This is a genomic window from Roseateles sp. (assembly GCF_965262435.1).
Taxonomy (GTDB): Bacteria; Pseudomonadota; Gammaproteobacteria; order Burkholderiales; family Burkholderiaceae_C; genus Paucibacter_A.
Map to the genome: position 1 here is coordinate 5,581,587 of NZ_OZ253537.1, position 20,265 is coordinate 5,601,851.

The window sequence follows — 20,265 nt, forward strand, 5'->3', positions numbered from 1 at the left end:
TCAGACCCGCGTGACCACGAGCCAGATCAGGTTCAGATAGGCCAGGATGGCCAGCACCTTCAGCCCTTCGCGCACCTGCCAGCGCCACAGCCCCCACAGGCCCAGCGCCAGCACAGCCAGCAGGCCGGCCCACAGCAGCAAGCCCCAGCGCGCGGCCCAGTCGACCCACACTTCTGGCTTGGCCACGACGGGCAGGCCGGCCTGATCCAGCTGGCCTTGGGCCACAAACTGCGCGATGGTGCGCCAGGCGTGCTCCTCCACCGCCGTGCCATGCGAGCCTTCGACGTAGGCGAGCACGCCCTCGCGCAGCGGGCCATTGGTCAGGCCCGAGGGGGTGTCCTCAAAGCCACGGAAGCCGGCACCGCCGAGGTCCTGCCAGCCGATGTGTTCCATGGTGTTCGGGAAGATCGCCACCACCCAGTCGGCACTGGCGCGCAGATTGAGCAGCTGCTTGACCTGGCCGCTGGCAAAAAAGGGCTGCCAATGCTCGCCCGCGCGCAAGACGCTGCCCGCCAGCACCACCTTGTCGAAACGCACCCCCCGCACCTGGCGCAGGGCTTCGCGCAAGAGGTAGGTGCCATGGCTGTGGCCGACGTAATGAAACTGGGCCTTGGGGTACTGGGCCCGGGCCTCGGCATAGCGGTCCAGCAACCAGGCGGCCTTCTCGTGGCGCGCAGCGGGGCGCAAGAAGGACAGCATGGGAAAGTAGCCGTAAGACGATATCTCGAAAGCGATCCGGGGTTCGCGGTGGCCTCGGCATTCGAGGGCATCGGGTGCCAGGCTAGGTTCCAGGGCGTCTTCGACCGTCGCCGCCACCCGCTCCGTCCAATGCCCCTCGTCGCGGATGCCGTGCATCACAAACACCACATGCTGGACGCAGGGGTCGTGTCGCGAGCGGCGCACGGCCAGGGGCATGGCGTCACTCTCGGGCGAGGCATCGTTCCAAGCATGGGCCAGCACGGCGGCGCGCGCTGCAGCGGCGCCGGGCTGGGGTGCATCGGCCAGCACCCGGACCACATCGGTGTGCCCGCTGCGCGGCATCTGCAAATAGACCAGGCCGGCCGAGGAAGCGGCATCGACGTTGTCCCCCGGCGGCACGATGTCGTCGACCGTGCCGAGCAGCTGCACCACCTTGAAGCCCGGCGCCTGGCGCTCGGCCCAGCGCGTGGGCAGTTCTTGCCAGCGCAGGCGCAGGTCGTTCACGAAGGGCGCACCGTGGCGCGAGGCCATGACCGTGAACGGTGCACCGCCCAGGGCCGTCACCCAGGCATTCAAATCTTCGCCGAGCTGGTAGACCAGGCTGTTGAGCAAGCCCATATGGTGGTCAATGCTCCAGCCTCGGTTCACCCCGGCAAACAGCAGGATGCGGTCGGTCTTTAGCGCCCAAGGCGCGGCTTTCTCGGCCGTCAGCCCGTCGAGGTAGACGCGCCGCGCAATCAGGCTGCCCATGCTGTGGCCGACGAAGCGCACGCGCTCGTAGGCGCCACCGGGCGTCTTGGCGCGCGCCTCCCAGCGCTCCTGCACCTGGGCCACGACATCGGCGACAACGCTTTCGATGTCTGCCTGCGAGAAGACGTTCAGGGCCAGCTTGGGCACCAGCAGATCGATATGGGCCGCGTCCTCGCGCCGCAGCCATTCGCCCACCTGACACATGCCACCGGGCTCACGCGTGAAGGCATGCAGCAAGACCACCAGTTCGCGGGACTGCGGCCCACCGGCGATCCACTGGGTCTGCCCGGGCTCAGGCCAAGGGCAGGCATAGCCCGAGTCATCGGCCGCCGTCGCCCAAGGCCGCCACAGCAGCAGGCCGAGGGTCAGGACAAGAACGGGTGCGAGGAGTTTGAGCGGCAGATTCATGGGCTCATGCTTGCGCATCGGCCAGCCCCGGGCAAGCGGGACAACGCGAAGCCTGCGCGCTCGCTGGCGCACCGATCAACGCCCACAGGCCACCGCTAGGCGGCGCTGGATACAAGAAGGACCCGATCGCCCCAGTTGGGCGGACTTGACGAAGCGGGCACACCGGCGCAAGGACGAACCCAGCCTTCGTCGCCAGTGACGTTTACGTAAACGTCAATCAAGACCTAGAATCCGCCCACCTTTGCTGATAAAACCGGGCTTTGCCACCACGGGCCCGCAGGAGACTCGCCATGACCGATTTGTCCGCCGAAAACAAAGCCCTGGCCAATTACCGCCCGACGAACAAGGTGCGCTTTGTGACGGCCGCCAGCCTCTTCGACGGCCACGATGCGGCCATCAACATCATGCGCCGCATCCTGCAAGGCATGGGCGCCGAAGTCATTCACCTGGGCCACAACCGCTCGGTCGACGAGGTGGTCACCGCTGCGCTGCAGGAAGACGCGCAAGGCATCGCCATCAGCTCTTACCAGGGCGGCCATGTCGAGTACTTCAAATACATGGTCGAGCTGCTGAAGGCCCGCGGCGGCGAACACATCCAGGTCTTCGGCGGCGGTGGCGGCGTGATCGTGCCAGCCGAGATCCGCGACCTGGCCGCCCACGGCGTGCGCATCTTCAGCCCCGAAGACGGCCAGCGCATGGGCCTGCAAGGCATGATCGGCGAGATGGTGATGAAGGCCGACCAGGACTTCAGCGTCTACGCCCCCAGCGCCCTGAGCGCCCTGCAAGGCCACAGCGAAGCCGCCTGGCGCGCCCTGGCCCAGCTGATCACCGCGCTGGAAAACGACAAGGCCGATGCCGGCCTGGTGGCCGAGCTGCAAGCCGCTGCCAAGAGCATCCAGGTGCCCGTGCTGGGCATCACCGGCACCGGCGGCGCTGGCAAGAGCAGCCTGACCGACGAGCTGATCCGCCGCCTGCGCCTGGACCAGAACGACCGCCTGCGCGTGGCCGTCATCTCCATCGACCCCTCGCGCCGCAAGAGCGGTGGCGCCTTGCTCGGCGACCGCATTCGCATGAATGCCATCGGCCCGTGGAGCCAAGGTCAACGCGTCTTCATGCGCTCGCTCGCCACACGTGACTTCGGCAGCGAAATCTCCCCTGCCCTGCCCGACGCGATCGCCGCCGCCAAGGTGGCCGGCTTCGACCTGATCGTGGTCGAGACCTCGGGCATTGGCCAGGGCGATGCGGCCATCGTGCCGCATGTGGACGTGCCCATGTATGTGATGACGCCCGAGTTCGGCGCCGCCAGCCAACTCGAGAAGATCGACATGCTGGACTTCGCCGAGTTTGTGGCCATCAACAAATTCGACCGCAAGGGCGCGCTGGACGCGATCCGCGATGTCGCCAAACAGGTGCAGCGCAACAAGGAAGCCTGGACCACCGCGCCGGACCAGATGCCGGTGTTCGGCACCATGGCCAGCCGCTTCAACGACGACGGCGTCACCGCCCTCTACCAGGCCATGAAGCCTCGCCTGGCCGAGCTGGGCCTGCAGCTGCAAGACGGCCGCCTGCCCCTGGTCGCCACCCGCCACAGCACCCACCAGACGCCGGTGGTGCCCGCTGCGCGTGTGCGTTATCTGGCCGAAATCGCCGACACCGTGCGCGGCTACAAAAAGCGCGCCCGCCAGCAGGCCACGCTGGCCCGCGAGATCCAGCAGCTCTGGGGCAGCTCACGCATGCTGCTGGAAGCCAACCCCGAAAAGAACGGCGCCCGCACTGCCCTGGGCGAGCTGGCCGAGGCCCGCGAAGCGCAGATGGAAGGCGGCGCGCGCCAGTTGCTCAAGCAATGGCCGGACATGCAAAAAGCCTATGCCGGCGACGAGTACGTGGTGAAGATCCGAGACAAGGAAATCCGCACCAACCTGGTCCACACCAGCCTGTCGGGCACCAAGATCCGCAAGGTCGTGCTGCCGCACTACGAGTGCCATGGCGAGCTGCTCAAGTGGCTGCTGCTGGAAAACGTGCCGGGCAGCTTCCCCTACACCGCCGGCGTGTTCGCCTTCAAGCGCGAAGGCGAGGACCCGACCCGCATGTTCGCCGGCGAGGGCGATGCCTTCCGCACGAATCGCCGCTTCAAGCTGGTGTCCGAGGGCATGCCGGCCAAGCGCCTGTCCACCGCCTTTGACTCGGTCACGCTCTACGGCGCCGACCCGGCACCGCGGCCGGACATCTACGGCAAGGTCGGCAACTCCGGCGTCAGCATCGCGACGCTGGACGATATGAAGGTGCTGTACGACGGCTTCGACCTGTGCAGCCCCACGACCTCCGTGTCCATGACCATCAACGGCCCGGCGCCGACGATACTGGCCATGTTCATGAACACGGCCATCGACCAGAACCTGGCCAAATTCCGCCAGGACAACGGCCGCGAACCCACGGCTGACGAGGCCGCCAAGATCAAGGACTGGGTGCTGGCCAATGTACGCGGCACGGTGCAGGCCGACATCCTGAAGGAAGACCAGGGCCAGAACACCTGCATCTTCTCGACCGAGTTCTCGCTCAAGGTGATGGGCGACATCGCCGAGTACTTCGTGCACCACAATGTGCGCAATTTCTACTCCGTCTCGATCAGCGGTTATCACATCGCCGAGGCCGGCGCCAACCCGATCAGCCAGCTGGCACTCACGCTCTCCAACGGCTTCACCTTTGTGGAAGCCTATCTGGCGCGCGGCATGCACATCGATGACTTCGCGCCGAACTTGAGCTTCTTCTTCTCCAACGGCATGGACCCCGAGTACACCGTGCTCGGCCGTGTCGCCCGCCGCATCTGGGCCGTGGCCATGCGCGACAAGTACGGCGCCAATGAACGCAGCCAGAAGCTGAAGTACCACATCCAGACTTCGGGCCGTTCCCTGCACGCGCAGGAGATCCAGTTCAACGACATCCGCACCACGCTGCAGGCCCTGATCGCCATCTACGACAACTGCAACAGCCTGCACACCAATGCGTTTGACGAGGCCATCACCACGCCGACCGAAGAGTCGGTGCGCCGCGCCATGGCCATTCAGTTGATCATCAACCGCGAGTGGGGCCTGGCCAAGAACGAGAACCCCTCGCAAGGCGCTTTCATCATCGAAGAGCTGACCGAGCTGCTGGAAGAAGCGGTGCTGAGCGAGTTCGAGAAGATCGCCGAACGCGGCGGCGTGCTGGGTGCCATGGAGACCGGCTACCAGCGCAGCAAGATCCAGGAAGAGAGCATGCACTACGAGATGCTCAAGCACACCGGCGAGTACCCCATCATCGGCGTCAACACCTTCCGCAACCCGCATGGCGACCACGCGCCGGAGAGCATTGAACTGGCCCGCTCGACCGAAGAAGAAAAGCAAAGCCAGCTGCACCGCCTGCGCAATTTCCACCACAGCCATGCCGGCGACAGCGCGACTCAACTGCAGCGCCTGCAGCAAGCCGTGATCGACAACAAGAACGTCTTCGAAGTGCTGATGGACGCGGTGCGCGTCTGCTCCCTGGGCCAGATCACCTCGGCGCTGTTCGAGGTGGGCGGGCAGTACCGGCGGAGCATGTAAGTGCGACCAGCGCGCGGGCGCCGAACGGCTGCCTTGCCCCTGCGATAGCTGGGTCACAGGCCGCTCGGTTACGCTTGCGCTCCCACTGCTTGAAGGGAGCGCCGCACCGTGACAGCCGATCAGACCCACAACGTCGCCCATGATCTGACGCGTTTTTCAGGCGTGGAACGCGTGGTGGCCGAGCCGCTGCGATTCAAGGCCAAGCTGGCCATCGGCGAAGACGCCTACACCTCGCTGCGCATGGTCAGCCGTGCGCGCGAGGTCTGGGATGTGCTGGGCGCTGCGGGCGCGGGCGCTGCGATTGCGAAATCCAGCCTGGTGGCCTCGACCTTTTTCGCGCCCAGCGGTTTGATGGGCGCCATGGGCATTGGCGCCGCCGCCACACCGGTCGGCTGGGTGGCCTTCGCGGCCCTGGCCTCGGGCGGTGCCTGCTACGGCATCTATCGCTGGCTGGGCCACAGCAAGGGCAGCCGCGTGATCGAGATCCCGAAGTTTCTCAACACGCCGCTGGACACCCTGGGCTTGGCCCTGTTCGATCTGATCGCGCCGCTGAGCTTGCGGCTGGCCATGGTGGACGGCGAGGTCGAGTCGGCCGAGCGGGAGTTCCTGCGCCGGCATCTGATCGAGGACTGGGGCCTGGATCCAAAGTTTGTCGATGCCGCCATTGGCGCCGTGGAGTCCGAGCTGGCCGAGGCGCCGCTGGAGGTGTTGGCAAAAGACCTCTCCGACCTGCTGCATGCCAACCCCGACTGCAACCAAAAGGTGATGGTCGAGGAACTGATCGCTTTTTTGGCGCAGATGCTGGAAGCTGCCGGACCACTCTCGAACGAAGAAGCCCTGGCCCTGGCACGGGTGTCGCAGACCTTGCGGGCGGCACCTACCAGCGAACTGGCCGCATCGTGGGCCACGGCCAGGACCAAGGCTGGCGAAGCGGCCGAGCACGTCAAACGGGCCACCTTGGAGGCAGCCGACTGGACTGCCGATCGCCTGCCCTCGGCCGAGCAGCTGCGCGAGGTGGCCGAGCAATCCACCCAGCGCCTGAAGGTCGGCGCCATCAAGGCCGGTGAGACGGCCGAGCAGCTCGGGCTGGCGGCCGCCGAAGCCGCTGCGCAAGCCGCGGCCTGGACCACCGAACGCCTGCCGAGCCAGGAGCAACTGCGGAGCCAGGCCCAGCAAACCGGCGAGCAACTGAAGCTCGGCCTGGCCCGCATCAAGGCCAAGCTGAAGCCCTGACGCCGAGCCTCAACGGCGATCACGGCCCCTTGCGCAAGAGCGGCAGCTGGGGCGACGCCGGCGTCGCCTGAGCGTCGAAGGGATGGAAACCACGCCAGCCGAGCTGACCAAGGATCCGGCGAACATAAGCCCGAGTCTCTGCGTACGGCGGCACGCCGCGGTAGCGCTCCACCGCGCGCTCACCGGCGTTGTAGCCGGCCAAGGCCAGGGCGACATCGCCCTCAAAGTAGGCCAGCAACCAGCGCAGATAGGCCATGCCGCCGCGGATGTTCTGCGTCGGGTCGGTCAGGCGGCTGACCTTGAAACGGCGCGCCGTGTCGGGCATCAGCTGCATCAAACCCTGGGCATTCTTGGGCGACAAGGCGGCAGGGTCGAAATTGGACTCGGTGGCCATCACGGCCAGCACCAAGGCCGGTGCCAGGCGGTACTCGGGCGCCACCTGCTGGACGAAATCGACAATGGCAGCCGGTGCCTGCGCCGGCGGCGGCATCGCGGGCCAGTCTTGCGAGCGGGCCAGGGATTGCGGCTTCGCGCCGGGTTTCTGAGCGACGATCACCGGCTTCGGCGGCACATCGGCCTCGGGCGGGCGCAGGCACGGCGGCGGCTCGCCCATGGGTGTGCCGCCCATGGCAGCCAGCATGCGCTCGGCCTGGGCAATGCCTTGCTCGGCGGCTGCGGCAAACAGATGAGCCGCTTCGGCATCGTTGCGGGCGATGCCGCGGTCATGGCTGAGCATCCAGGCCAGGCTGTACTGCGACTCGGCATCGCCGTAGCGAGAAGCACGGCAGTAGAGCGCGGCGGCAGCCACCGGGTCACGCGGCATGCCGTTGGCCCCATGCTCGAGCGCCTTGGCTTCATCGCGCCAGCGCAGCACCTGGGACGGCACCACCAGGGCCCGCTCCGTCGGTGGGCCGCTGGGGCGCGGCAGCTGCTCCAGGGTCAGCAAGGGAGGCGCGGCGGCGGCCGGCTGCGCCCACAGCGGCGCCGCGGCGGGCAGGGCCAACAGCAGCAGGGCAAAAGTGGGGAACAAAGCGGGCTTCACGGCCGGAAGTGTAGGCGCCGTGCGCCAATGATCAGCGACCCGATCGCCCCGGCGCTTCGCCGGCCCTGAGTTGCCGGATTGCCCGGCTTGTGCGCCAGAACCAACAGCACAGGTGAAATGCGCAGGAGGCGCGGTCACAGCGTCCTCAGCCTCCCCAAGGCTGGAGATGTCCTGTAACAAAGTCGTTAGGTTCTCGGCCTCGCAACGCTGCGCTGGCCTCTAGACTGCAGCCCAAGTTTCAAACGGCGGCCCTTGGCCGCCAAGGAGCGGACCCAATGAAGTTGAACTCCACATCCAGGGCATTGCGTTTCAGCTGGCGCACGCTGGCTGGCTTGCTGCTGTGCAGCCTGCTGCAACCGACCTGGGCTTTCGACATTCCGCCGCCACCGCCACCGCTCTACCAAGGACTGATCTTCCCCTTGTTCCCTGGCTCCTCGGCCATTCCGTTTTCAGGCAGTTCAGGCAGCAGCAGCAACAAGCCGGCAGCGCGCAGCACCCAGGGCAACACGCCCGCCACCACGCTGGCGACCGAGCCGGCCCAAGTGCAAGCCCATGCGCGCGAGCTGGCCGCCCAGGCGCCAGCGGCGCAGCGCGACGCCCTGGCACAAGCCTACAGCCAGGCCTTCGAAGGCTACCGCCAGCTCGAACGAAAGCTGGGCCTGCCGGAGAACGATGTGGCCAATGCCATGGCGGCCTTCATCGCCGGCAACTACATGGCCTTGCACCAGGTCGAGGTGCCCGACGCTCACTTTGTGCGCCTGGCCGCTCAGCTGCGCGAGGCCCTGCCCCGCAACCCCGGCTTCAGCGCCATGAGCGGCGCCGCCAAGCGCAAACTCTATGAGCAAAGCGCGATGCAAGGCATGTTCATGGCCGTGGCGCGGCTGGCGTTTCTGAAGCAGCCCCAACCGGCGGCCGAGCAGAACTACCGCGCCGCCGCACGCGCCAGCCTGGAGGCAGCGTTGCAGCTGCCGGCCGAGCAGATCCGCATCGACGCGCTAGGCCTGCAGCTCGGCAGTACCAGACCCTGAGGCCCTGAACCCATGCGCGGGCGGCCTGGGCCTCGCTTTCGCGGTATCACATCGGCCAGGGCCTGGATCGCCAAGCCATCATTTCAGCGCCTTGACCAAGGCGTCCAGCTGCACCTTCAGTGAATGGTCGTGGCGCAGGATGGGCGGCACCGGGCGCGGCACATTGAGCAACTGGTAGACGGCCATCTGCGCGGCACGCACCGAGTATTCGACGGTGAAGACCACATCGTCCGGGATCTCAACGAACTGGCTGACAAAGGCCAGATTGCGCGAGTTCTTGGGCACCGGCAGCGGCCGGTCGCTGAGCGCGCGCGGCATGAACATGCTGGTGATGTAAGGCATGCGGCAGGGGATACAGTTGGCCCGGGCCACGGCATCGAGATCGAAGCGCAGGTGGCCGCAGAGCTCGCGCAGGATCTCTTCGCCCGTGCACTCGGACATGGGCTTGGCCACGAAATCACCGACGCGGTCGGGGAACAAGGCATAACCCCAGAACACCTGCACATCGGCCGGCTGGTTGGCAAAGTGCGGCTGGTGGGCCAGCACGATGGACATCAGCCAATTCGAATCCTTGAAGGTCACCAGGCCGCCGGTGCCCGGCTCATTGCCGCTGAAGGCGCGCATCTTGTCGAAGAAGGCGGTGTCCTTGAGCGTGACGGTGAAGGACTCCCACATGGACTCGGCAATGCTGCTGTTGAAGGCCGCCGGCTTGCCGAACTCGGGCCGGCCCTGGGCCAGCTTTTCCCACAAGGCCCAGCCCTGGCTGTGCTTCTTGTTCAGCTGCGGCGGCGCGCTGTGCATGGAGCCGAGGCTGGAGGCGTCGGTCATGGAGCCGTTCTGGAAAAACACCAGGTCTTGCGGGCCGAGCTCGATGCGCTCGGCCTGGCCGGCGCGCTGGCAGCAGATCGCGGCGACCTGGAACTGGCCCTCGGTCTCGACATGCTCCAGATCGGTGACCTGGCAGTCCATCACGAAGTTCACGCCCTGCTCGCGCAGCCAGGCTTGCAGCGGCCGCACAAAAGAGTCGTACTGGTTGTAGACCGTGCGCTTGACGCCGCCCAGGGTTTCGATGCGCGAGAACTCCATCATGAAGCGATGCAGATAGCGCTTGAACTCGACGGCACTGTGCCAGGGCTGGAAAGCGAAGGTGGTGGCCCACATGAACCAGAACTCGGTCTCGAAGAAGGCGGGCGACAGCCAGTCGGTGATGGTGCTGGTGCCCAGTTCTTCTTCGCTGGCATTGGAAAGCTTGAGCAGCTCCAGGCGGTCGTGCATGGAAAACCCCATGGACTCGACCGGCACCTTGGCGCGCTGGCGGTTGACCAGGCGGGCTTGCGAATGGGCCTTGTACTTCTCGTTGAAATCCAGGGTTTCGCCGAGCACGCTCTGGCCCGGGTGCTCCAGCGAGGGAATGGACTTGAACAGGTCCCAGGTGCACTCGTAGTTGTCGGTGGTCAGCATGCGACCACCGCGCAAGGAATAGCCGCGCTCGACATCGCCGGCGCCGTCCAGGCTGCCGCCCATCAGCGGAGACGCCTCGAGGATGTGAATCTGCGCGCCGGGCACCTGGGCGTCGCGGATCATGAAGGCTGCAGCGGCCATGGAGCCGATGCCGCCGCCCAGCAGGTAGGCGCGGAAGGATGAATCAATGGGGCGGGTCGATTGAGGCGTGGTCATGGCAAAGCTCGCTTTCATGTCAGGGGTGGCAGCGGATCTTTCAAGAATCCGCTGAACTTCACCGTTCTCCAGGGAACAGGTGATGGCATGGGCGTAGCTTGGCGTCGCCGAGGTAATCGGCAAATGATCAGGATCAATCGGCCCGGGTCGTGTGGCTGGGCTTTGACTTGGGACAAAGCCGGAGCGTCCTCACTCGTTTCGTAGACGCTTGCGAATGCGACTCAAGGCCTCGGGCGTCACGCCCAGGTAATGCGCGAGATCGCGCTGCTGCACCCGCTCGGCCAGAGCCGGTTGGCAGCGCAGAAAGGCCTGGTAGCGCTCGTCGGGGCGCAGGGTCAGCAGTTCGCGCTCGCGCTGCTCCTTGCGCACGATGTGCCAGGCCAGCAACTGGCGGATGGCGCGCTGCCAGGCCGGGTGGCGCTCGGTCAGCGCATGCATGGCGGCAAAGTCCACCTGCTCGATCTGACAATCCTCCAGGGCCACGGCGGCATAGTCGGTCTTGCCGCCGGCCACCAGCACATTGGGGCAGGCGAAGAAGTCACCCTCGCCGATGAAGGACTTGATCCACTCCTCACCCGCCTCATTGCTGTAGCTGAGCTTGACCACACCCTGGCGCAGCACATACACAAAAGGCTGCCACTGGCCGATGCTGAACACATCGTCGCCACGGGCGTAGTGACCCAGGCGGTAGCCGGGCTCCAGCAAGGCCCAGTCAGGCAGGGGCGCGCCGGCGGCGCCTTCGAGAAGAAGTCGGGTTTGCTGCATCAATCAGAGAAAAACACCAAGCGTTCAGAAGGCGCCGGACCGCGCCCGCCGATCAAGGCACAACGGCCAGGAAACAAAAGACGGCAAACAGCACCAGATGCACGGCACCTTGCAGCACCGTGGCGCGGCCGCTGCCCAGGGTCAGGGTGGCCACCACCACCGTCAGCAGGAACAGCACCATGCTGGTGTTGGACAGGCCCAGCACCAGGGGGTAGGGGAAGAACAGGGACAGCAAGGCCACGGCCGGAATCGTCAGGCCGATGCTGGCCACGCCCGAGCCCAGGGCCAGGTTGAGGCTGGTCTGCAAGCGCTTGCGCAGGGCCGCGCGGACGGCGGCCACGGTCTCGGGCAGCAGCACCAGCGCAGCCACGATCACACCCACCACCGAAGGCGGCGCGCCAGCCGCACGCACGCCGGCCTCGATGCCCGGCGCCAGCAGCTTGGCCAGGCCCACCACGCCGACCAAGCAGGCCAGCAGCAGCAGGACGCTCCAAGCCGCCACGCCGCCCGAGGGGTGCTCCGCGGCCTGCTCGCCTTCCTCCGTCTCAATGGGCAGGAAGTACTCGCGGTGCCGCACCGTCTGCACAAAGACAAAGGCGCCGTAAAGCACCAGAGACACCAGGCCGGCAAACATCAGTTGGGCGGTGGAAAAGGTCGGGCCCGGCGTGCTGGTGGTGAAGCTGGGCAGCACCAGGGTCAGCGTGGCCAGGGCCACCAGCACGGCCAGAGTCGGGCTGGTCGCTTCGACGCGGAAGGCCAGCACCTTGTGGCGCAGACCGCCCAGCAACAGGCACAGGCCGACCACACCGTTGCAGACAATCATCAGGGCCGAGAACACCGTGTCCCGCGCCAGCGCGTTCGAGCTTTCGCCGCCAGCCAGCATCAGGGACACGATCAGCGCCACCTCGATCACCGTCACGGCCACGGCCAGCACCAGGGAGCCAAACGGTTCGCCCACGCGGTGAGCCACCACCTCGGCATGGTGCACAGCAGCCAGCACGGCGGCCATCAGCAGCACGCTGACCGGTGCGGTCCAGGCGCCGTCCAGCGAGCCGTTGGACAGGCCCAGCAAGGCGGCCAGAGCCAGGACGGGGGACAGCACTGACCACAGAGGCAGGGCCGGTGGCAGAAGTCTGGAGATGTTTCGCATGGGTCGAGCATAAAGGCTGAGCGAGGCTGGGCCGCCTGTGCCGCCAGACCCACATACGTGCACCCAGGCAAATGTGGGTCAGCACCCCATGCCGCTTTTTCTAAACCTGCAGGGGCGTTTGCGTAAGCGGCAGAAAACGAAGTCGCTTGCAGAATTCCGCTTGTGCCCGCGAGGCAGCGGTCCGCATAATCGTCTGCACAAACGCAGCCGTCACAGCCAGCGACAGGAGACCTCGCCATGCTCAATGCCTTGAACCGCATGAAGATCACCACCTTGCTGCAGCTGGGCTTCGGCATCGTGCTGCTGATGACCATGGCCACCGCGACCATGGGCATCTTGCAGCTGAAGAACATCGTGCAGCTGAACGCCGAGCTGGCCCAGCTGGACGATCGCTCGGCCAAGGTCAACCGCTGGTACGCCGCCACCGACCTGAACCTGAACCGTGTGATGGCGATCGCCAAATCGGGCAACCAGGCCGATGTGGCCGGCTACCTGACCCAGCGCATGGGCGAAACCACCAAGCTGATCAACGGTCTGCAAAAAGACCTGGAAGCGGACATCAGCAATGCCGAGCAGAAGCAACAGTTGGAACGCATCGGCGAGGCGCGCAAGTCCTATATCGACACCCGCAAGAAGGTGATGGATCAACTCAAGGCGGGCACGGCCGACGGCTTGGCCCTGGTCGACCAGCAGCTGGCGCCATCCGCCGACGCCTATCTGAAGTCGGTGCAAAGCCTGGTCGATTTGATCGACAAGGAGTCGACCTCCTTCGCCAGCGCGCTGCAAAGTGGCGCCCGCCAGGCCACCTGGACGCTGGGCATGCTGGCCCTGGGCGCGGTGCTGATCGGCGTGATCGTGGCCTGGCGCATCACCCACTCGGTGACCGCGCCGGTCGCACGCGCAGGCGCCATCGCCCAGCAAATCGCCCAAGGCGATCTGAGCCAGCACATCGTCGTGGACCGCCAGGACGAGGTCGGCATGCTGCTGCAGGAATTGAGCAGCATGCAGGCCTCGCTGCGCCATATGGTCAACCAGGTGCGCAGCGGCACCGAGGGCATCAGCACCGCGACGGAGGAGATCGCCACCGGCAATCAGGACCTGTCGCAGCGCACCGAGGCCGCGGCCGCCAATCTGCAGCAGACCGCGTCCTCGATGGAGGAGCTGACCAGCACTGTCAAGCACACGGCCGACTCGGCCCGCACGGCCAATCAGTTGGTCGCCTCGGCGCAAAGCTCGGCCACCAAGGGCGGCCAGATGGTGGCCCAGGTGGTGTCGACCATGGACGGCATCAACGCTTCCTCGCGCAAGATCTCCGACATCATCGGCGTTATTGACGGCATCGCCTTCCAGACCAATATCCTGGCGCTGAACGCCGCCGTCGAAGCAGCCCGGGCAGGCGAGCAGGGCCGGGGCTTCGCCGTGGTGGCCGGCGAGGTGCGGCTGCTGGCCAAGCGCAGCGCCGACGCCGCCAAGGAGATCAAGTCCTTGATTGGAGAGAGCGTCGAGCGCGCCGCCTCGGGCGCCCGCCTGGTGGGCGATGCTGGCTCGACGATGGACGAGATCGTCGGCAGTGTGCAGCGCGTCTCCGACATCATTGGCGAGATCGCCCATGCCACCTCGGAGCAAAGCGACGGCATCGGCCAGGTCAATGTGGCTGTCAGCAATCTGGACCAGATGACGCAGCAGAATGCCGCCCTGGTCGAGGAGAGTTCGGCAGCGGCCAGCAGCCTGCGCAACCAGGCCCAGCAGCTGAACGAGCTGGTGGCGGTGTTCCGCGTCTGAGCCCGGAGCCCCGGACGAAGCCCGCCCAACGCGCAGCCTGTTCCGGCTGACGTCAAGTCTGCTCGGCAGCCACGAGCTCGCTTGCGGGCTTCAGCGCCAGACCGCGACAAAGGCGCGCAGCTTGTCCCAGGCCGACAAGCGCTCGTCGCTGAGGGCATCCAGGAAGTCAGACAGGCGCTTGGACTTGACCATGGTGTAAACCGTCAAGGCCAGGGTCACAGCCATCACCGCGGCGAAATAGAGCAGGCGCTGGCCGAGCGGTGCGTCGGCCTCAGCCAGCAAGTTCATGCCGAGAAAGCCGGTGGTGATGGTGCCAACCAGGCCGAAGATGGTGACCACGGTCAGGCGCACCACGGTGTTGGCCTGGCGGCGGATGCTGTCGGTCTCCAGATAGGCGCTCATGTCGGTGACGCGCTGCTTGACCTCGGCATGCAAGCTGTCCAAGCCCAGATGCTCGGCGCACATGCGGAACAGCGCACGGGACTGCGCCTGCTCGGCCACATCGTGGAACCAGTAGCGGTGGGTGAAACGCAGAAAGCCCTCGAAGGCCGAGCGGATGGCGCGCTTGAAGCGGCGCACGTTCTCGGGGTCTTGCACATTGAGCCGGCGCAGCGCCTCGACCAGGCGGTCCGAGAACATCAACAGCGCCGCCTTCTGGAAATGCGCGATCAGGAAGATCAGGAAATGCTGGTGCCGGAACTGGGCCAGCACACCGCGGTCGCGGCAGCTGAAGAACTCGGAGTCGGCCCGCCCCACCACCACCAGGGCATGGCCGCTGCACAAGTACCGCGTCTGCGGCGCCGCACCGCCATCACTCCAGAAACGGTCATAGCAGTGGCGCCGCTCAAAGTCGCTCAGATGATCTTCGCCGTAAGGCAAGCTGCCCTCCTGCGCCACCGGGCCGGATCCGGTGACCAGGCCCAGGCGCACGAAGTCGCTGCGTGTCAAGGCGCGGGGCTCGTCCACCGCCAGATAGGCCATCATGGGCATGCGGTAGTACTCGATCTGGCGGTAGCTGAGCGCGCCCGGCTGGGCCCGCGCCTCGTCGCTGGCATGGTTGAGCAGCGGGCGCAGCAACCAGTCCCAATGCGTGGCCAGACGCGGCGCACGGTGGCGGTGCACATGTTCGATGAAGCGCTCGCGCTCGCGGCTGTCGGAGCTGGACAAGACCTGCCCTTCGGCGTCCAGCCACTCGGCTTGCGCCAGGCAATGCAAGGGCAGGCCTTGCGCATCCCAGCCCGGCGGGTAGGCGCGGCCCAGTCGGTACATCAGCTCCTGCGCCTGCGCCAGGGCCAGATCGGCGCTGCTGACCTCCACATTCAGCAGCACCACGTCAACATCGAAGAAGAAATAGAGGTCGACGTGGACCACCTCCAGCAGCAGCGGCGCGTCCTGCGGCCGGGTCTGCACGCGCAGGCGCCGGACGTCATGGCGGCGGAACACTTTCATGCCCGAGCCGGCGCCGCCCTCGGCACCCTCGCCGTAGAGAAAGCGCTGCACATAGGGCAAGAAGGTGACGAACTCCTGGTAGTGGCGTTCGTGGAAATTCTGCGGCCCGCCGGTGTACTCGTCGGCCACTTCGCGCCAGGGGCTGTCGGCCACGGCAGCCAAGCGCTCCCAGGGGCGACGTGGCGCCCCCGGGGCATCGCCGATCGGCATCAGGCGCAGGGGCCACAGCAGGATCTGGTGCAGACGCTGCACGCGCGGGCTGGCGGCATTGCTTTCCGAAGCGGGCATGGCAGGGCTCGGGCAAGAACAGAGCCGCCATCATCGGCCGCTCAGCGCCGCCGTCAAGCAGCCATGAGCCAGGGCTCTGCCGGCTTGTTTGGCGCTTGCTCGCATCGCTTTAGCGTGCCACCATGACGCGATGATGACATTGACTGTCGCCGAATGGTGGACCCTGCTGAGCACGGTCGCCGCCTTCAACATCCTCGCCTGGCTGCTTTCCTCCGCCTTGTTGCGGCGCCGGCGAGCGGCCCTTAGCGAGGAGGTGTTTCTGATGCGGCGCTGGCAGCTGCTGCTCTCGGCCGGCTATGTCTTCGGTTGTGCTTACCGCTCTTTTGTCCCGGTCTTTGACGTGCCGCGAATCGTCTTGCTGGACAGCTGGATGTCCAGCGTGCTGATCGGTCGCTCGGTGGCGACCGTGGCCGAGCTTTGCTTTGTGGCGCAGTGGGCGCTGATGTTGCGCGAGGTGTCCAAGGCCACCGGCAGCCGGGTCGGTCACCTGACCTCCTTCTGGATCGTGCCCTTGATCGCGGTGGCCGAAACCTGCTCCTGGTACTCGGTGCTGACCACGGCCAATATCGGCCATGTGATGGAGGAGTCGATCTGGGGCATCTGCGCGGCCCTGCTGGTGCTCAGCCTGGTGGCCATCTGGCCGCGCTGCAGCCCACGACAGCGCCCCCTGCTGGCGGCCTGGTGCGTGGCCGGCGTGGTCTACGTGGCCTTCATGTTCATGGTGGACGTGCCCATGTACTGGGCCCGCTGGCTGGCTGACGAACTGGCCGGCCGCCCCTATCTGAGCGTCAGCCAGGGCCTGATTGATGTGGCCGGCCGCTGGGTGGTGTCACACCGCCAGGAAGACTGGCAGGGCGAGATGCTCTGGATGTCGGCCTACTTCAGCGTCGCGGTCTGGATGAGCATTGCGCTGATCCATGCACCGGTTCATCGCCCGGCGCCCCAAGCGCTGCGCTGAGCACAACCGCGCGCCCTGCGCTTCAGATGCGCAGGCGCAGGCCGCGCGCCGCCAAGCACTTGACCACGCCAGCCACAAGCAAGGCATAGACCGCGCCAAAGATCACCCCGCCCGGGCTGCGACCGAGCAGCTCAGGCCAAGCCCAGCCGGCCAAGCCCATGGCGGCACTGACGACGAAGGGGATCAAATAGGCCAGCAAGGGGTTAGCGGCCACTGGCTCCAGCAAGGCCGGCCACAAGCTGCGGCCCCAGCCGTCCACCCACTGCGCCAGCGCCGCAAAGATCAACACGCAGGCCGCCGCGCTGTACAAAGCCCAGCTCGGCGTGGCCAGGATCTTGGAGACCTTGAACTCCGGCCGCAGCAGCGCCGCCGCCAGCGCCAGCACCACCGCAAAGGCCAGGGCCCAGAGCCAGAGCCGCGCGCGATCCGTATGGCGCCCCGTTCCGTAAAACAGCAAGGCCGTGGCGCAGCCGCTGAGCACCAGGACCGCATGGGCGAAATGACCGTTCTGGCTGAACAACAGGGCCAGGCCGGGTGAAGCCTGCACCGCACCGAGCCAGTGCAGCGTGGCATAGGCCGCGCTGAACACCAGGCCGAGCAAAACCCCGGCCAGGCGGCCGCGCGCCAGCATGTAGACCGCGCAGCCAATCAAGTAGGCCCAGCCGATCAGACCCAGGATGCCCCACCACTGCGGCGTTAGGCCCTCACTGCCGTCTGCGCCGCCTCGATACAGCCAGGCCAGCAGGGCAAACAAGCCCAGGCCGGCCCAGCGCCAGGGCCGCGCCAGCGCCGGCCCACCACGCAGCGAGCCCCAGACCAGAAAGGCCGCCAGATAGCTCAGCAGGGTCCAAGCCGCGATGGGCAAGGGCATGGACGCCGTATGGAAACCGCCCTCCGCATTGACCATGAAGACCCCGATCAGCACCAGGCCCAGCGCTCTTTGCAGCACTTGCAGTTGCAGCTGCACGGTGCTGTCGCCCAAGCGCTGGCGCTGCTGCAGGGCGAAAGGGATGGACATGCCGACGATGAAGAGAAAGGCCGGGAACACCGCATCGACAAAGCTCATGGCATCGGCATTCGCTGGCATGTGCTGCATCCAGGCCGGCAGGCCGGCCACCCCACCCCAGGTGTTGACCGTGATCATCACCAGCACGGTCAGGGCCCGGAAGATGTCGATGGCCACGATGCGGCCGCTGAGCAGCAGCGGCCCGGACGGGGTGTAGACAGGCGGGTTCATGTCGTTCTCGTTCTCTTCTTTGTCTTGGTGCCCTTCACGCCAGGCCCCTGAAGCAGGCCTGGCCATGGTGCTGTCTGCGCACTATCGGGCTTGTTCACTGAGCACCGGCTGAAGGTCAGGTTAAGGCTTCATTAATCCGGCGCTTGCTAGAGTCGCCCCCCATGAAGATCTGCCTCGTGGAAGACGACCTGGAACTCGGTCACAGCCTGCAAGTTCTGCTGCAGGACGGCGGCCACGAGGTGGTCTGGGTGCGGCGCCTTTCGGAGGCCCGTTACTGGCTGGAATGCAAGCCGTTTGACGCACTGGTGCTGGACCTGGGCCTGCCCGACGGCCACGGCTTCGATTTGCTGCGCAGCGCGCGCGCGGCCGACCGGCAGCAACCCATCCTGGTGATCACCGCGCGCAGCGGCATCGAAGACCGCCTGCGTGGCCTGGACATCGGTGCCGATGACTATCTGGTCAAGCCCTTTGCCGGCGCCGAGTTGCTGGCTCGCTTGCGCGCCGTGGCCCGGCGTGCCGGCCTGAGCGACACCGACACGCCGCAGGAATGGCAACTCAAGGACCTGCGCCTGGACGAGCGGCGCATGACGCTGAGCCGCGAGGGCCTGGCCATCCACCTCTCGCGGACCGAATTTGCCATCCTGCTGGCCCTGCTCAAGCTGCCCGACCGGGTGGTCACGCGGCGCGAACTGGAAGCGCGCGCCCTGCCCAGCGCCGACAGCCATGCCCTCGACGTTCACATGTTCAATCTGCGCAAGAAGATCGGCGAGGGCTATATACGCACGGTGCGCGGGGTCGGCTTCGTGCTGGAGCGTGCATGAGTTCGGCCAGTGCCTCAGCGCCCTTAGCTCGGCATCGCTCCTTGCTGCGCCGCACCTTCGGCTATTTCAGTGCGGTACTCCTGCTGGTCTGGTGCGTGTTGATGGGGCGCGAGATCCATGACATCAAGGTCGTGCATGCCCGAAATGGCCAAGCCTGGAACCATGTCTGGGCCGAGCATGTGCGCTTGCAGTGCGAGCTCTGGGCCACTGAACCGGAACGTTTGGAGCAGGTGCTCCAGGAGCTCGAGCGGCTGCGCAGCCAGGAATGGGACGAGATGGGCTACGAGCCCCCCATCATTGCACTGCAGGTCTGGCACCGGGACCGCATGATTTACCGCCAGGCGGCCGACGGGCTCAGCGCGGATCGCCAGCCGCCCAATGAAGCACGCCTTGCCTCTGACGATCATTGGCTGTATGTCGAAGCCGAAGCGCCGGCCCAAGACATCGTCGTGCGGCGCTGGCAGGAAATGCCGGGCGACTGGCATTTCAGCATCCAGGGTCTGAGCTACTACGCCCGGCCCTTGTTCTACAGCCTGCCCTTGATGCTGCTGGTGGCTTGGCTGCTGCTGCGCAGCGGCCTGGAGCCGCTGCGCCGTATCGGCGAGCAGATCGGTCAGCGCTCGGCCCGCGACTTGACCCCCTTGCCACCCACACCCTTCACAGAACTGAGCCCGGTGGTCCAGGGTGTCAACGAGCTGATGGCGCGCTTGCAGGAGCGGCTGGAGCGCGAGCGCGAGTTCCTGCTCGATGCCGCCCATGAGCTGAAGACCCCTCTGGCCGTGATGCAGCTCAATGCCGAGGCTTTGCAGCTCAAGCCCGCCGGCCCGGCTCGCGACGCTGCCGGCCTGCGCCTGCTCGAAGGCGTGCGCCGCGCCAGCCACACGGTGCACCAGCTCCTGGCGCTGGCCCGCTCGGGTGCCGACCAAGAAGCGCTGGACATCGAGCGCCACGATCTGGTCGCCCTGGTGCGCGACCGCATCGCGCTGGCCAGCCAGCTGGCCCTGCCGCGCGGCATCGAGATCGAGCTGCACGCGCCAGAGCACTGCCCGAGGTCCATGCACCGCGAAAGCCTTGGGGCCCTGATCGACAACCTGGTGGACAACGCGATCAAGTACTCGCCCGACGGCAGCTTGATCCGGGTGGAAATCCTGCCCGAAACGGCCGATGGAGGCCCGCTGATCTTGCGCGTCAGCGACTCCGGGCCGGGCATCCCGACCAAACTGCGCAGCAAGGTGTTCGAGCGCTTCTACCGCCTGCCCGGACAGAACCAGGCAGGCAGCGGCCTGGGCCTGGCCATCGTCGAACGCGCGGCGGCACGCCATGACGCCACGGTTCACTTGAGCGATGCTGCACCGGGCGGAGGCCTGTGCGTCGAAGTGCGCTTCGGCTGAAGTCTC

The 20,265-nt window shown here is 66.4% G+C and carries 14 protein-coding genes; 7 read left to right on the forward strand and 7 right to left on the reverse strand.

The features are described 5' to 3' along the window. Entirely contained in the window at nt 1-1,857 is a 1,857-nt protein-coding gene (locus tag ACQY39_RS23925) for a hypothetical protein (protein ID WP_428510577.1), read from the reverse strand. 290 nt (nt 1,858-2,147) lie between these two features. Between ACQY39_RS23925 and icmF the strand changes: the two genes are divergently transcribed. Then, entirely contained in the window at nt 2,148-5,438 is a 3,291-nt protein-coding gene (gene icmF / locus ACQY39_RS23930) for a fused isobutyryl-CoA mutase/GTPase IcmF (RefSeq protein WP_428510579.1), read from the forward strand. Between the two features lie 108 nt (nt 5,439-5,546). Next, nucleotides 5,547-6,671, forward strand: coding sequence for a TerB family tellurite resistance protein (locus tag ACQY39_RS23935; protein WP_428510581.1), 1,125 nt, complete (start codon nt 5,547-5,549; stop codon nt 6,669-6,671). 19 nt (nt 6,672-6,690) lie between these two features. On the opposite strand, the gene ACQY39_RS23940 is transcribed toward ACQY39_RS23935, so the two are convergent. Next, nucleotides 6,691-7,713 carry a transglycosylase SLT domain-containing protein gene (locus ACQY39_RS23940; protein ID WP_428510583.1) on the reverse strand — a complete coding sequence of 341 codons (1,023 nt, stop codon included), beginning with the start codon at nt 7,711-7,713 and terminating at the stop codon, nt 6,691-6,693. A 275-nt stretch (nt 7,714-7,988) separates the two neighbouring features. Between ACQY39_RS23940 and ACQY39_RS23945 the strand changes: the two genes are divergently transcribed. Then, the gene (locus tag ACQY39_RS23945) at nt 7,989-8,741 is read left to right on the forward strand and encodes a DUF6683 family protein (RefSeq protein WP_428510585.1); all 753 of its coding nucleotides are present in this window, start codon (nt 7,989-7,991) and stop codon (nt 8,739-8,741) included. Nucleotides 8,742-8,819: 78 nt separating this feature from the next. Here the strand turns inward: ACQY39_RS23945 and ACQY39_RS23950 are convergent, their stop codons facing one another. From ACQY39_RS23950 to ACQY39_RS23960, 3 genes are all read right to left on the reverse strand, one after another. Beyond that, entirely contained in the window at nt 8,820-10,436 is a 1,617-nt protein-coding gene (locus tag ACQY39_RS23950; RefSeq protein ID WP_428510587.1) for an oleate hydratase, read from the reverse strand. Between the two features lie 171 nt (nt 10,437-10,607). Next, nucleotides 10,608-11,183 (reverse strand): Crp/Fnr family transcriptional regulator, encoded by a 576-nt coding sequence (locus ACQY39_RS23955; RefSeq protein ID WP_428510589.1) that lies wholly within the window; start codon nt 11,181-11,183, stop codon nt 10,608-10,610. A 52-nt stretch (nt 11,184-11,235) separates the two neighbouring features. Beyond that, nucleotides 11,236-12,333, reverse strand: coding sequence for a calcium:proton antiporter (locus ACQY39_RS23960; RefSeq protein ID WP_428510591.1), 1,098 nt, complete (start codon nt 12,331-12,333; stop codon nt 11,236-11,238). Nucleotides 12,334-12,570: 237 nt separating this feature from the next. Between ACQY39_RS23960 and ACQY39_RS23965 the strand changes: the two genes are divergently transcribed. After that, nucleotides 12,571-14,115, forward strand: a complete 1,545-nt coding sequence (locus tag ACQY39_RS23965) for a methyl-accepting chemotaxis protein (protein WP_428510593.1) — start codon at nt 12,571-12,573, stop codon at nt 14,113-14,115. A 90-nt stretch (nt 14,116-14,205) separates the two neighbouring features. On the opposite strand, the gene ACQY39_RS23970 is transcribed toward ACQY39_RS23965, so the two are convergent. Continuing rightward, nucleotides 14,206-15,852, reverse strand: a complete 1,647-nt coding sequence (locus tag ACQY39_RS23970; protein ID WP_428510595.1) for a hypothetical protein — start codon at nt 15,850-15,852, stop codon at nt 14,206-14,208. 130 nt (nt 15,853-15,982) lie between these two features. Here ACQY39_RS23970 and ACQY39_RS23975 point away from each other — a divergent pair, with 130 nt between their 5' ends. Beyond that, a complete protein-coding gene (locus ACQY39_RS23975) occupies nt 15,983-16,810 on the forward strand; it encodes a hypothetical protein (RefSeq protein WP_428510597.1) in 828 nt (275 codons plus the stop codon). A 22-nt stretch (nt 16,811-16,832) separates the two neighbouring features. On the opposite strand, the gene ACQY39_RS23980 is transcribed toward ACQY39_RS23975, so the two are convergent. Continuing rightward, the gene (locus ACQY39_RS23980) at nt 16,833-18,047 is read right to left on the reverse strand and encodes a DUF5009 domain-containing protein (RefSeq protein ID WP_428510599.1); all 1,215 of its coding nucleotides are present in this window, start codon (nt 18,045-18,047) and stop codon (nt 16,833-16,835) included. Between the two features lie 161 nt (nt 18,048-18,208). Here ACQY39_RS23980 and ACQY39_RS23985 point away from each other — a divergent pair, with 161 nt between their 5' ends. Next, nucleotides 18,209-18,868: a response regulator transcription factor gene (locus ACQY39_RS23985; RefSeq protein WP_428510601.1), complete on the forward strand. Its 660-nt coding sequence runs from the start codon at nt 18,209-18,211 to the stop codon at nt 18,866-18,868. After that, nucleotides 18,865-20,259, forward strand: a complete 1,395-nt coding sequence (locus ACQY39_RS23990) for a sensor histidine kinase (RefSeq protein WP_428510603.1) — start codon at nt 18,865-18,867, stop codon at nt 20,257-20,259. The genes ACQY39_RS23985 and ACQY39_RS23990 overlap by 4 nt, the downstream gene beginning before the upstream one ends. Nucleotides 20,260-20,265: the final 6 nt, after the last annotated feature.

Excerpts from the sequence above, each read along its gene's own strand:
- ACQY39_RS23925 (WP_428510577.1), bottom strand. The coding sequence starts at position 1,857 with ATGAATCTGCCGCTCAAACTCCTCGCACCCGTTCTTGTCCTGACCCTC.
- icmF (WP_428510579.1), top strand. The coding sequence starts at position 2,148 with ATGACCGATTTGTCCGCCGAAAACAAAGCCCTGGCCAATTACCGCCCG.
- ACQY39_RS23945 (WP_428510585.1), top strand. The coding sequence starts at position 7,989 with ATGAAGTTGAACTCCACATCCAGGGCATTGCGTTTCAGCTGGCGCACG.
- ACQY39_RS23950 (WP_428510587.1), bottom strand. The coding sequence starts at position 10,436 with ATGAAAGCGAGCTTTGCCATGACCACGCCTCAATCGACCCGCCCCATT.
- ACQY39_RS23955 (WP_428510589.1), bottom strand. The coding sequence starts at position 11,183 with ATGCAGCAAACCCGACTTCTTCTCGAAGGCGCCGCCGGCGCGCCCCTG.
- ACQY39_RS23960 (WP_428510591.1), bottom strand. The coding sequence starts at position 12,333 with ATGCGAAACATCTCCAGACTTCTGCCACCGGCCCTGCCTCTGTGGTCA.
- ACQY39_RS23965 (WP_428510593.1), top strand. The coding sequence starts at position 12,571 with ATGCTCAATGCCTTGAACCGCATGAAGATCACCACCTTGCTGCAGCTG.
- ACQY39_RS23970 (WP_428510595.1), bottom strand. The coding sequence starts at position 15,852 with ATGCCCGCTTCGGAAAGCAATGCCGCCAGCCCGCGCGTGCAGCGTCTG.
- ACQY39_RS23975 (WP_428510597.1), top strand. The coding sequence starts at position 15,983 with ATGATGACATTGACTGTCGCCGAATGGTGGACCCTGCTGAGCACGGTC.
- ACQY39_RS23980 (WP_428510599.1), bottom strand. The coding sequence starts at position 18,047 with ATGAACCCGCCTGTCTACACCCCGTCCGGGCCGCTGCTGCTCAGCGGC.
- ACQY39_RS23985 (WP_428510601.1), top strand. The coding sequence starts at position 18,209 with ATGAAGATCTGCCTCGTGGAAGACGACCTGGAACTCGGTCACAGCCTG.
- ACQY39_RS23990 (WP_428510603.1), top strand. The coding sequence starts at position 18,865 with ATGAGTTCGGCCAGTGCCTCAGCGCCCTTAGCTCGGCATCGCTCCTTG.